Annotated in this window: 11 protein-coding genes; 7 read left to right on the plus strand and 4 right to left on the minus strand. The window is 58.2% G+C overall.

Going from position 1 to position 12705, the window contains the following annotated elements; translation table 11 throughout:
- Positions 1 to 32: 32 nt before the first annotated feature.
- The 3 genes from C8D99_RS11860 to C8D99_RS11870 all read right to left on the minus strand — a co-directional run bounded on the left by C8D99_RS11860 (position 33) and on the right by C8D99_RS11870 (position 5549).
- Entirely contained in the window at positions 33 to 3638 is a 3606-nt protein-coding gene (locus C8D99_RS11860; protein WP_133958562.1) for a hypothetical protein, read from the minus strand.
- A 349-nt stretch (positions 3639 to 3987) separates the two neighbouring features.
- Positions 3988 to 4776, minus strand: a complete 789-nt coding sequence (locus C8D99_RS11865) for a thermonuclease family protein (RefSeq protein ID WP_133958564.1) — start codon at positions 4774 to 4776, stop codon at positions 3988 to 3990.
- Complete coding sequence (locus tag C8D99_RS11870) at positions 4773 to 5549, minus strand: Rossmann-like domain-containing protein (RefSeq protein WP_133958566.1); 777 nt, start codon at positions 5547 to 5549, stop codon at positions 4773 to 4775. Before C8D99_RS11870 ends, C8D99_RS11865 begins: the two co-directional genes overlap by 4 nt.
- A 66-nt stretch (positions 5550 to 5615) precedes the next feature.
- Between C8D99_RS11870 and rsmG the strand changes: the two genes are divergently transcribed.
- The 7 genes from rsmG to C8D99_RS11905 all read left to right on the plus strand — a co-directional run bounded on the left by rsmG (position 5616) and on the right by C8D99_RS11905 (position 10630).
- Positions 5616 to 6320, plus strand: coding sequence for a 16S rRNA (guanine(527)-N(7))-methyltransferase RsmG (rsmG, locus tag C8D99_RS11875; RefSeq protein ID WP_133958568.1), 705 nt, complete (start codon positions 5616 to 5618; stop codon positions 6318 to 6320).
- Positions 6321 to 6327: 7 nt separating this feature from the next.
- Positions 6328 to 7098 carry a ParA family protein gene (locus tag C8D99_RS11880; protein ID WP_133958570.1) on the plus strand — a complete coding sequence of 257 codons (771 nt, stop codon included), beginning with the start codon at positions 6328 to 6330 and terminating at the stop codon, positions 7096 to 7098.
- Positions 7077 to 7970 carry a ParB/RepB/Spo0J family partition protein gene (locus C8D99_RS11885; RefSeq protein WP_166670165.1) on the plus strand — a complete coding sequence of 298 codons (894 nt, stop codon included), beginning with the start codon at positions 7077 to 7079 and terminating at the stop codon, positions 7968 to 7970. Before C8D99_RS11880 ends, C8D99_RS11885 begins: the two co-directional genes overlap by 22 nt.
- Before the next feature lie 34 nt (positions 7971 to 8004).
- A complete protein-coding gene (locus tag C8D99_RS11890) occupies positions 8005 to 8193 on the plus strand; it encodes a hypothetical protein (protein WP_133958573.1) in 189 nt (62 codons plus the stop codon).
- 50 nt (positions 8194 to 8243) lie between these two features.
- A complete protein-coding gene (locus tag C8D99_RS11895; protein WP_133958575.1) occupies positions 8244 to 8726 on the plus strand; it encodes an HIT family protein in 483 nt (160 codons plus the stop codon).
- Positions 8723 to 9343: an IMPACT family protein gene (locus C8D99_RS11900; protein WP_133958578.1), complete on the plus strand. Its 621-nt coding sequence runs from the start codon at positions 8723 to 8725 to the stop codon at positions 9341 to 9343. Before C8D99_RS11895 ends, C8D99_RS11900 begins: the two co-directional genes overlap by 4 nt.
- Before the next feature lie 741 nt (positions 9344 to 10084).
- Positions 10085 to 10630, plus strand: coding sequence for a biotin transporter BioY (locus C8D99_RS11905; protein ID WP_133958580.1), 546 nt, complete (start codon positions 10085 to 10087; stop codon positions 10628 to 10630).
- Positions 10631 to 11280: 650 nt separating this feature from the next.
- Here C8D99_RS11905 and C8D99_RS11910 read toward each other — a convergent pair.
- Positions 11281 to 12666, minus strand: a complete 1386-nt coding sequence (locus C8D99_RS11910) for a deoxyribodipyrimidine photo-lyase (RefSeq protein WP_133958584.1) — start codon at positions 12664 to 12666, stop codon at positions 11281 to 11283.
- Positions 12667 to 12705 lie beyond the last annotated feature (39 nt).

A 12705-nucleotide genomic window follows, 5' to 3' on the forward strand; every position in this document is an offset into this window, starting at 1 on the left:
TATACATCAAGGGAGAGGTCCGGTCCCGGCCATCAGTCCTGGGGGCCTCCGTCGTCGGTGCCGGGCCGGATGATCTGCTTCATGATGTTCTCCAGGAGCTGCTTTTTCACCTGGTCCTCCGTGCTGGTGGATGTGTCCTTTCCTTCCCCGGTGGGGATTTCCACGGTGATCTTGATCTGTGTCTCGTTTTTCCCCGAGCCGTTGGGCCTCGGTATGGAGGCCGGCGCGGCGGCTGAGGTCACCTTGAGGTCGGTGAGCAGCGGGGCGTCCCAGGTCCCCCGGAGGTTGAAGGAGGTCTCCCGGAAGTCCCGGACGGACATGCCGCCCAGCAGCCCCGAGAGGAACCTCTGAAGGAATGCCGGGTCGGTGAGGGGGTTCCCGTCCACGGCAATAATGCCCTGGAGGGCGCCGAGGAAGGCGTTCAGGGCCCGGACGTTGATGTCCCCCACGCATTTGAGGTCCAGGGGAGAATCGTTCCACCCCAGGGACCCGCTGGCGGAGAAATACCTGTAGACGTTGTCCCCCACGGGAGCGGAGACCCTGCTTCCCGGAAGGAGGAAGATGTTTCTTCCGTCGAGATTGAAGCTGGCCAGCACGGAGCTGAACTTCACCACCCCGGTGTCGGAGACGGACTTCAGGGCTTCGAATCCCGAGACCGAACCGTCCTTTGCCGTAAGCTGGCCGCTGCCGAAGACCATTCCCACCATGCCCCCGGTGCCGCTTCCTCTCGCCGTGAGGTCCGCCTTTCCCGTCACCGATCCCCTGCCCTCGAGGATTCTCTCCGTGGCGTTCCCCAGGTCCATGCCTTTCACCGTAAGGTTTCCCTCCCACCGCATGGTGACAGGGTCGACCATGCCGGAGATGGAGGCCGGGCCGCCGTGGTACTCCGCCTTGCCGTCAATGACGTTGATTCTGCCGTCCTTCCATGTAAAGGGGATATCCACCGCCTTGACCTCCGTGCGGTAAAAGCCGAGGGAAGCAGAGCGGATCCTTCCCTCCCAGGTATTTTCCTTTTCGTCGAGAATGCCCCTGGCAGTGAAATCGGCTTCCCCGGAGACCATGCCCGCAGCCTGGGCGGACAGCCCCGCGGCCGTGGCCCCCAGGTCGATCTTTTTGCTGTTCTTGAGGGTGATTTCCGTTCCCTTGGGCGTAAAGGCCATTTTACCTTCCACGGCGAGGATGCTCTTGCCGAGGGCTCCCTGGGCGGACAGGGCATAGGCCCCCTTTCCGTCAGGCTTCAGGGAGAAAGCGGCTTTTTCCAGCAGGAGCCCGTGGAATGTCACGAGGGGGGAGGTTCCCGAGAATACGGCTGCAAGGGCTCCCCCCATGGTTCCGGAGAGGGTGACTTTTCCGGCGGCCGTGCCGCCGAGGCTCACGTCGGGGAAGAAGGCCGCCGAGAGCTTTCTGAGGTCCAGTTCCCCCGATGAGGCCGAGAGGTTGATCCTTCCCCTGTCCTTCAGCTCCAGGGTTCCCTCCGCGGTGACCGGTGCGTCAAGAACCCGGGCGGCGAAGGATGTCAGTCTGAGAGTGGGAAGGGTTCCCTCAGCCTTTGCCGCCAGGGAGCGGACGGAAAGCCCTCCGGCGGAGAGCTCCGGACCGTTCAGGGACAGGGAGAGGGCGGGCGCTGACGCTTTTCCGGAGAGGGAAAATTCTCCCGCAAGGGTTCCCGAGGCTGAGGAGAGAGCCGTTCCAAGGTCCGCCGCAGCCTGCCGGAGGGCCAGCCCCGAGAAGGTCCCCCGGAGATTCAGGGCAGGTGAATGGGCAAGGGAGGAGGCTTTTCCGGAGAACTGCACCTTTCCCCCCCAGAGGGAGGCCGTCCCTTCCGAAAGGGTGAGCTCGCCGCCGGAAAAACGGCCTTTCAGCACCGCTCCCCGGAGGGGAAGGGTTTTCGACAGGGGGGTGTCCTTTCCCCTGACGTCGAACTCCACCGCGGGAGCCGAGAGGGGTGACCGGGCGGACCACCGGAGATCCGCCGTGCCGGAAGCGTCCAGGGGTTTCGAGGAGGAGGCGAGAGACTCGATGAAGGCCCAGCGGATGTTCTTTCCCTCTCCTTCGAAAGCCATGGCGGGGGTGTCGCCGGAAAGGCCCGACAGGATTCCCTTACCGGAGACCGTCCCTCCTCCCGGAATCGACAGTGAGACCGACGACACGTTCAGGACGTCCGCCGTTCCGGTGAAGACGGCGGAAAGGCTCTCCGCCGGTGCGCCCAGGACGGTAAATTTCGGGGCTGCAAGGGTTCCGGAGAGGGTCATTTTTCCCTCGAAGGGATATTTCAGGGAGAGCTTTCCCGTTCCCGTGCCCGCAAGCGCCAGGCCGGGAGCGTAGGCCGCGCCGGAGGATTTCAGGTCGAACCTGTCCGACCGGATATCAAGAACGGTTTCGGTGCGTCCCGTGTCGTCCACCAGGACTTTTCCTGACGCGGAAAAGGAAGATTCAAGCCATTTTCCGGTGGTCCCGAGGTCAATGCGGCTTCCTTCAGCGAGCTCCAGGCTCCCTTTCAGGTCCGCCACGGGGAATCCTTCGAGGACCGCCCTGGGAGAGGCAAAGGCCACTGTGCCTCCAAGCCTGTCGAAGGGGCCTTCGAGGTCGACACGGAGGGACGACAGGGTTCCCCGGCCGAAGGAAAGCCAGGAGAAAAAGCGGGTCCACTCCTGAAAATCCACGCTTTTGAGGCTCAGCTTGATCTCCGCCAGGGGGGCGGAGGCAAAGAACACGGAGAGGCTGCCCTCCACGGGCGAGGAAAAAACCTTTCCGCCCGCCGGGGAGAGGGTTGCCTTCTCTCCGTCTGCGGACCAGTGGAACCTGCCTTCCGTGAGGAGGTCCCAGATGTCGCCCCCGAGTATCTCTCCCTCGCCGGACAGGAGAAGCTTTCCGCCCGGGCGGCTTATGGTGAGGGTGGAGGCCACCGTGCCCTTCATGGAAAAAGGCACGGAGAGGAGAGAAGCCGCTTTCTCAAGATCCAGGCTTTCGACGGCTCCCTCGAGGAAAAACTCAGGGAACATTTCTCCGGAGAGGGTTGCCGTTGCGCTGCCCGCCTTCAGGAAGCCGTCGGTAAGCGAAATGCTTTCGTCTTCGGCAAGGGAACCGCCCATTTCCACGGGCATGCCGAGAAAATTCCCCTTCCCTTCGAGGGTGACCGTTCCCTGCCCGGGGGTCAGCCGGAGAAGGTCAAGCTTCACGTTTCCCAGGGGGGTTGAGACCTCCGAAGGGGTGAGGATCACCACGGGAAGGTCGAGGGGTTTTCCTCCCGGCGCTGACGGAAGTTCGGTTTTCCTGGCGGCGGCGAAGAGATCCTCCGCGGCCACGAAGGCGTTTTTCACCGAGATTTTGTCGATTCCAGCAGAGCCCTTCAGCAGGGAAAGCAGCGAGAGGGAGACGGTAAGATTGTCCGCCCGGGCTATCTCCCCGTCCTCGAAGGATACGCGGACATTCCAGGCCGTGAAGCCTGTGACGGGGTTGCCGGAAAAACGGTCGGCCTGCAGGCTCCAGCCCGGCAGATCCCGGAGGGCCTCGTTGAGAGATGTTTTAAAGAAATCCGTTCCCGCGTCTTTCCCCGAAATCAGGAACAGGGCGGCTGCCGCCGCCAGACCGGCGAGGAGAAAGACAAAAAGAACAGCCTTTTTTGCTGGTTTTCCCATGTCTCTTTTTTCCTTTCCGTAATGGCTGTTTTCCGCTCCGCTGCCCCACAGCAGCAATTATATACCGGAGCTGCAACGGTTCAATCATAGGAGAGGACCGCCGGGAACGCCAGAGAAGGATTACTGATATATTAAAGAGTGAATAGTCCGTTCTGTTCAACCTACATATGGCGGCCTGTGGGAAGATGTGGAAATGTGGATATGTGGAGAAGTCGGTGGATAACCTCCAAAAAAACGGCAAAAAAGGGTTGAGAAAAGGGGATTTGTGGATAACTCGGCAGTATGTGGACATTTTTCCGGGGACACTAGAGGGGGGTGGAAAAAAGAAGCGACAGGCCCCACCTGTGTTTCACCCGTCGGAATCCCGGCTGACCTGCAGGACAGAGGCCACGGGAATCTCGCATCCCCGGGGAGAAAGAAGGACCTTGCCCCGGACCGTCACCCTGTCGCCCTTCCCGAGAGCAAGAAGACCCTCCGTGCGGGGATTCCGGTAGGCGGTGACGGTGAGTTTTCCCTGGGAAAGAAAGATTCTTCGTCCCCGCTCCTCCGCTCTCTCCAGGGTCATCCGCACAGTGACGAAGCTGCCTGCCAGAACCGTGGCCTCGCTCCACACCTGGGAAGGGGTGAAGACCCTGTTTTCCGAACGGTTCCAGAGGCCCGCCCCGTCCCGGGCGGCCTCTTCCATGGCCGAAAAGATCCTGCCGGCGTGTTTTCCGTTGGGGGGAATGATCAGCGGCAGGGCAAGTCCCCGCCGCACCAGTTCCTCGTTCACCAGCAGCTCTCCTTCCGGAAGGAAAACCCAGACATAGGCAAGGAGCCTTCCGTACCGGTCCCGGAGTTCCTCGTCGAACTCCAGGCGGAGGGGCCCCGAGGAAATGAGGGTCCGGTTCGCCCCGGCCGCTTCGAGGGCAAGTTCTTCCTTTCCCCGGCGGGGATGGTGGAGTTCCGGAGTGTCGATCAGGAGGTAGCGGATCGTGGTCCGCTCTCCGTTCAGGGGAGCCGAAATGGTGTCCCCGTCGTGAACCTCGATACCCGCCGCCGAGAGCAGGGATTGCACGTCCGGGCCGCCTCTGAGGCCCGCCAGGGAAAGAATGGCCGCCGACACCAGGGCCGCGGCCGCTGCCAGGAGGCGGGTCATCCCTGTCTCCCCTGCCCGCTCACGGGGTGAACCCGCCAGCGAAGATCAGGGCACGTCCAGGGAGTGCCCCCGGAAGCCACGTACTGCATCGCCGCCGACCCATCCGTCCCGGAAGTCTCCGGGAGGACGAGAAATGAAATGCCGGCCTGTCCGTAGACGTCCGGGAGAAAGGGAATTCCGGGCCCCTGGAGAACCACCTTTTTTCCTGACAGAAAGGGGAGAAGAGAGAAAAACGAACGTGTTCTGAAGACCTCGGCGGTAAGCCACACCCATCCGGAGGAGTTCAGGTGCTGGGAGGCCGTCCATTCCGGAAAGACGTTCAGGCCCCTCCTGCCGTCGTCGAAAACGGAAATATTCCAGTTCCAGTCCCGGAGAAAATCGGTTACCCAGGGGTCGGGGGTCACCAGGGACACCCGTTCCCCACCGGGAAGGGGCAGGAGGCTCTCCAGAGGAAGGCCCTCTTCCGGCGCGGGGGCGATGGCGGCTGCGGCTGCGGAAGCGGCGGCATATTCCTGGGGGTAGGGTGAAACGAGAAGCTTCGCGAGATCCTTCGCCCCCGAGAGCAGAAGGCGCCTTGTATGGTCTTCCCGGGGGGAAAGGGTCGCTCCCCCTCCGGGCGGCACCGCGCCGATCCCCCAGCGTCCGTCCTTCAGCACCACGGCGCTTCCCTTCCAGCCGAGAACAAGGGATTCCAGTTCCCCATCGCGGGCTGAAAGGAGCCGCTCCTGAATTTCCTCGTACAGTCCCATGGCCGTTCCCCCCTTCCGGTCCATTCTATACTCCCCTCATGTCCGGGGAAAGGGCGCACCCCGGGAAGAAAGGGGTATAATGTTGCCCGTATGAACTCTGGAACGAAAGGGGACACGCCGGTGGACCACGTGGAAGAACAGCTTCTCTCCTCCCGGGGCGAAATCCTGAAACGGTACGGGAACCTCCTCGCCTCCTATGGCGGGAAAATTCGCCTGACGGGGCCCAGCGATCCTGAAATACTCTGGAACGACCACATTCTTGACTGTCTTTTCACCGTTTCCCGTCTACCCGACAAGGGACGGATTCTCGATGTGGGCTCGGGAGGAGGTCTTCCCGGCCTTGTCTGGGCCATCTGCCGTCCAGATCTCGAAGTGACCCTCCTTGACAGCGTGAAAAAGAAGTGCGGCGCCCTGGAGGAAATGGCCGCTGAACTGGAGCTTCCCAACGTCCGGGTCCTCTGGGGAAGGTGCGAGGAATACGCCCTGCGGGAACGGGAAACCTTCTCCCTCGCAGGCGCCCGGGCAGTGGCCGGAACGGGGATCCTCCTTGAGTACCTGTCACCCTTCGTGGCCGTGGGCGGAACTGTTATGGCCATGAAGGGCCCTCTGTACACCGAAGAACTCGAACCGCTCCAGGGCAGATGGAACAGGCTCGGCCTCGCCGCTCCGTCCATTGTTCCCTACGGCGGCGAAGAAAAAAAGAGATTTCTTATTCTATGGAAGAAAAACGCCCCCTGTTCATCCAGGTTTCCCCGGAAGACGGGCATGGCGGAAAAAACATTCTGGTGGAGGTGACGCCCCCATGCTTATTCTCACGGTTTCAAACCAAAAGGGCGGAGTAGGAAAAACGACCACGTGCGTCAATCTTGCGGCTGAACTGGGCCGGCTAGGCTATTCCGTCCTCGCTGTGGACATCGACCCCCAGGCGAACTGCACCAGCGGCCTGGGCATATCACCCGAAGACTTCGAACTCAGCCTGTACGACGTGCTCCTCGGCGAGGCCGAGGCGAAGGACGCCGTAATACCCACCAGGTGGGAAGGAGTCTCCATTCTTCCTGCCACCATCGACCTGGCGGGAGCGGAAATAGAGCTTGCCAGCGTCATCAGCAGGGAGACGAGGCTGAGGCGGCATCTCCGGTCCCTCAACAGTTTCGACGTGGCCATCGTGGACTGCCCCCCGTCCCTGGGCATGCTGACCATCAACGCCCTGGTCGCCTCCGACAAGCTCATCATCCCCATCCAGTGTGAATATTACGCCCTGGAAGGGGTGGGCCAGCTCTCGAAAACCATCGGCCTCGTGAGGGACAGCCTCAACTCCGAACTTGAAATCAGCGGGGTGCTCCTGACCATGTACGACTCGAGAACCAGGCTTTCCAACGAGGTGGCCGACGAGGTACGGCGCCAGTTCGGCAGCGTGGCCTTCTCTTCCGTCATCCCGAGGAACGTCAGGCTCTCCGAGGCTCCGAGCCATGCAGCCCCCATAGGCTATTACGACCCCTCCTCCACCGGGGCGCAGGCATACGGGGATCTTGCCAGGGAGGTGTCAGGACTGTGGCTAAAGCGCGCGCACTAGGAAAGGGCCTCGGAGCCCTCTTCACACCCCCGGCGGAGGCGCCTCTTCCTCACGGTGGAGCGCAGCCGGAGATTACCTCTCTTCCGGTGGACAGCATCCGCCCGAACCCCGCCCAGCCGAGGCGGGACATGGACGAGGCTGCCCTCGATTCTCTCGCCGAGTCCATACGGAATCACGGCGTCGTCCAGCCGCTTATCGTCCGCCCCCTCGAAGAGGATGGAAGCTACGAGATCGTGGCAGGCGAGAGGCGGTGGCGGGCCGCCCGCTCCGCCGGCCTGACCCGGGTGCCGGTGCGGGTCATGGAAGGCAGCGACCGGGATCTGCGGGAGATATCCCTGGTGGAGAATATCCAGAGGGAAGACCTTTCCCCCCTGGAAATCGCTTCCGCCATAACGGAGCTGATCCAGCACCATACCCTCACCCAGGAAGAAGTGGCCGAACGCATCGGCTGGAGCAGGGCCGCCGTGACAAACAAGCTGCGGCTTCTCCAGCTGCCGGAAGAGGTCAGGAACATGCTCTCCGAGAGCCTTCTTTCCGAAGGCCACTGCAGGGCCCTTCTCTCGGTGGACTCCCCCTCTATGATGATCGCCCTGGCACGGACTGCGGAAGAACGGGGCATGTCAGTCCGTCAGCTTGAAGAGGCGGTCAGGAGATCGAAGCTGCAGGTGCCCGAGGTTTCCTCCGCCAAACGGGCCTCCTTCGTCATACCGGAACCGGTGCAGTCTTCCCTCAGGGGCCAGGGAATTTCTCTTAAGGTGACAGGAAACCCGAACCGCATGAAAGTGTCCCTCGACGGGCTGAACAGGAGCCAGATGGAGGCCTTTGTGCGTTTTCTGGAGGAACGGGGAGAGGAACTATTTCCCGGGAAATAGGTGATGCACGGTGGACAAGTTTAAAGATGTAGTAATGTTTGGAAAAATAATTTCAACAGGATTCCTCATCGGCGGATATGTGTTTCTCGGTGTTTATCTTGCCCGCAGGCTCGTCGCCTCGGGGTATCCTTCATGGATCAATGCCGCTCTTCCTGCGGCTCTCGCCCTTTTCGGGCTCGGCCAGGGGTGGTTTTTGGTCCGGGAGATCATGAGAAAAAAATAACAAATATGTTTCACGTGAAACTGACAGATCTGCAGGAAGGATGATGGACCATGGAGAACATCTTCGCACCCTGGAGAATGGCCTATATTCAGGTTTCGAAAAAGCAGGACGGATGCATATTCTGCGAATTCCCGCCGGAGAACCGTGACGAGGAACGGCTCATTCTCCACAGGGGAACCACCTGCTTTGTCATTTTCAACGCCTTCCCCTACAACCCCGGCCACCTCATGGTCGCACCATACCGCCATACGGCAGAATACGAACTCCTCTCCGACGAGGAGATGCTTGAAATGCACCGCCTTGGCGGAAGATGCATCTCAGTGCTGAAGAAAGTGATGAATCCCCAGGGATTCAACCTCGGCATCAACCTCGGCAAGGTCGCCGGGGCAGGATTCGACGGCCACCTTCATCTGCACATCGTCCCCAGGTGGAACGGCGACACGAATTTCATGCCCGTGTTTGCCGATGTCCGTGTCGTAGCCGAGGAGCTGGCGGCAACCTATGGGCGGATGAAGGAAGCCTGGAATGAATGAGTGACCTGTACAACGAACCCGCCGCTGAAACTGTAACGGAAACGAAAGTCCAGAAATCCCTTTTCATCGCCCATGTCTGTATTTGCTCCGACGAAGCGGAAGCACGGGAAAGAATCAGAAGTATTTCCTCGGACCACCGGCAGGCAAACCATAACTGCTGGGCGTACAGGGTCGGCTCACTGAAATGTGAAGAATACTTCTCCGACGACGGAGAACCCGCCGGAACGGCGGGAAAACCCATCCTCGGAGCGATTCTCCGGCAGGAACTGACGAATGTGCTGGTGGTGGTGACCCGGTATTTCGGCGGTATCAAGCTCGGTGTGCGCGGCCTCATAGAAGCCTACGGAAACGCCGCCTCGGAGGGTCTCCTCGCATCGGGAAAAGTACTGCGGAGAGTGAGAACATCCTATGAAATACGGATGCCCTACGACATGGCAAAGCTGATGGACCGGCTTCTCGATTCATGCGACACAGGGGGAGAATTTCGGACCATCGAATACGGCGAGTACATTAGGGTGCGGTGCGCTGTCCCTCTCGACCTGGCGCCCAGAGTGGAAGAAACCCTCGAAGAGTGGAAAAACACCAGAAGAATCCGAGGGTGGGATCCGGTCGGGTGATATTGTCCGCTGTGACAGTCCGCAGGCAGCTATTTACGGTATCGCAGTGCTGGAACGCTCCCCCGGCGGATTCCCATTAAAAGAATAAGGAACAGTCTCCTTTTCACAGCATGTGGAAAACGGAAACGAATTACAACACAAACCATCCGGCCTTCCCCAAAAAATATCCGGCTTCGGAACTCCCAATATAAGCAGAAGAAAATCTCCCCATAGAGTGTTTCCCAACTCCTCCAAGACACTGTACACAGTTGCAGTTAACAAGCACTGCTCCCTAACGCTAAATATATTCAAACGGTTTTCCTGAAAACGGATCTATATATTCTATGGAACCTCTTCTTTTACATTCTGCTGGAGGTTGCAGAAGGAGTTTTCAGGACACATAGGCTGACAATCATGCATGAGACCAAAAAAGCCACTGATAGCAAGGCAATGCAGTGGCATCGGGAGAAAAGAATATTGGAATACCATGAGAAGCACCAGGGAGAAGCCTCAGTAATTTCATTCAGGGGGTGGGAATTTACTCTGCAAATGGAAAAAGGTCAGTAAAGAGCAAAGGCTATATACGCTGCCGCAGGTCCGAATTCCGGTGGAAATCCCGAAGAATAATCCCACGGCAAAACAAACACTGTTTCGAAGAACGGAATCCCCGAATTCAGTCTCGAAAACCAGCTTTGGCAGGTAAAACCTTGTCAAAATCCATGTCAACCACTATACTAACCAGTAGACAGGAGATGATTTTTCGTGAAAACACGCTACAAAACTCTCATACTTGCGGCTTTTTTTACCGGATTGACGGCAGTGGGAGCTTTTATCCGAATACCGTTGCCCTTTGTTCCCATTACACTCCAGGTCCTCATGGTACTTCTTTCGGGGTTGCTTCTTTCACCCAGGGCGGCTCTCCTCTCCCAGGCAGCGTATGTTCTCCTGGGACTTTCGGGAGTTCCCGTTTTTGCAGGTGGAGGAGGCATTTCCTACACTCTTTCTCCCACCTTTGGATATCTCATGGGGCAGATTCCTGCGGCATGGGTCATATCCCGCATTGTCAACAGAGGCGAAGTTGCCTTTAAGAAGATATTCCTGGCGGCGATGGCCGGAATTTCCATTATGTATTTGCTGGGTGTAACGGTGCTGTTCCTCAATCTCAACTACGTTGCCGGAAAACCAACGGATCTGGCACAGGTACTGCATATCGGCGTCTATCCCTTCATTTTTCCTGATCTTCTGAAAGCAGCCGCAGCAGCGCTTCTAACCCTTAAAATACGGAGAGTCTCAAAAGGTCCACTCTAAATACAATCAAACCAGATAGCGTTACGCAGCCTCAAGGGGGAATTCCTGGAAACCACAATGGAATTCTCCCTTTTCTATTGTCCGTTATTGACCAGTGCAGCGGAATAAAATCAAAATGGCATCCCCCTACGGAAATAATTCATGGGAATTCAAAGAGCAAAAAGGATATCAAGAGGTGTGGAAGTTCACATAACCGGAAATACCTGACGGCATATACGCATCCAATACAACACAAAAAGAATCCGTACCGAAAGATGCGTAGTACCTGTAAACACCGCCTCCGATGTTTCAAAAAGAAATGGATTAAACTGCACAACCGTGCGTACAAACTTCTTTGACCCCGGGTTATAAAAACAGCAACACTCTCCAAATACCAACCGGAAATCAGTCATAAAAATAGCAATGAACAATATCCCTACGGTCTGTACGGAAGATAAATCGGTGAAACTTACTCCGACTATACATTCGAGATAATTGCCGCGAGAGAAGAAGAGAGTGAGGAAGGAAGAAACCCTGCAATGTTTCACGTGAAACATTGCAGGGGTAAGATTAAATAAAGATTAATTAATAGGGGTGTTGTTTCTGGAAAACGATTGGAATTGATCATTTTGAGCCCTAAAAAGATGTAGAAGGAGCTGACCAAAACTGATCTACTGTATCGACCGCTCCAGGAAATCATTCTTTTCGATGTAATGTTTCACGTTAAACTTCCGGGCAGCTCCGCTGTAGTTCATGTAGCGTACCGTCCCAAATACGGGCCGTTCTGGCCAGGGCCTGTCGTGGAGCCCTCCGATGGCCCATGAAATGCCCGCGATGCCGTTCGGGTCTCTTCCGTCGAGTTCATACCGGTCGTTCAGGAAAAGAGCAGCGGCAAAAGCCTCCTCCGGGGAGGAAGACCATTCGAGTATCTTTTTGGCCCAATACATTCGGGCCCAGCCATGCATTTTCCCGCGGATGATCATTTCTTTCTGGGCAGCATTCCACAGGGGGTCGGACGTTTGTGCGTTTTCAAGGGCTTGAATATCGTAGAGAAAGGGACGGGGATCGTTCCTGTGGTTGTCGAGGCTTTTCCGTGCCCATCCGGGTAGACCGGTGTAGGTTCCCGCCGCTTCTTCGTAGAGGCAGAAATTGTCTGCCAGCTCCCGCCGGACGATAAGTTCTTCGAGAAATGCCCGTGAGGATTCCGTATCCTCGGCGGCGCAAATTTCGTACGCGGTCCTCTGTGCGGAAAGATGTCCGAAATGGAGCCAGGGAGAAAGGCCCGAAAGGCCATCGAGGCCGGGATCGTTTCGATCCTGGGCGTACTTTCCAAGACCCCTCTCCAGAAAGGTGCGCAGTCGTGCGGCGGCGGCCGATTCGCCGGGGGCAATCCATTCAAGCGGAAAACCGGCGTCAGGAGCGGACACCAGAGCGGGAAAATGCTCCGGGAGATTACATGGTACTGAACCGTCCCTATTCGTCGGCGGCATCGGCTGGATTTCCGGGATATCCGTCAGCCAGCCGGAAAGAAGGGGAGAAATTTTCCGGCGGAAGGTGGCGGCGCTGTATTCTTTCTTCGGGGAGGCGATCCATGCAGGTACAATGTTGTGGGCATCCGTCTCCGCCACAGGGCAGGGGGCTGTTTCCAGAAGATCTGCTTTCCAGCTCCGCTTTTCCGGGTAGGGGTCGAAATCAGTCACGATGAAAGAGGCATTCATGGAATGGGCCCGATTTCCCACTGAAAGGCCGGGTTTCCCGGCGAGAATCTCCAGGGGAATGTTCTTTGCGGCAAGGGACCGGGCAAGCAGCCGGAGCCCTTCAGCCAGAAAGCCGTAGTGCCGGAAAGAGGCACCCGAAAATGAAGGAGCGAGGCAGAAAAGCACCCGCAGAGGGCGGGAGAGAGCTTTCGCGGTATGGAAGGCAGCCAGAAGAGCCCAGTTATCCGCGGCCCTCTGGTCCCGGGACATCCAGTAGAGCACCGGGCCGCTTCCGGAAGGTCCGTCTTTCAGGAGGCGGGTTCGCCTGAGAGTATCGGGGGGCAGTGAGGAAAGGGGCATGCTGTTGTATACATTCCTTTCTATTTCCCGGGAAATAGG

It is taken from the genome of Aminivibrio pyruvatiphilus (genome assembly GCF_004366815.1).
GTDB lineage: Bacteria > Synergistota > Synergistia > Synergistales > Aminobacteriaceae > Aminivibrio > Aminivibrio pyruvatiphilus.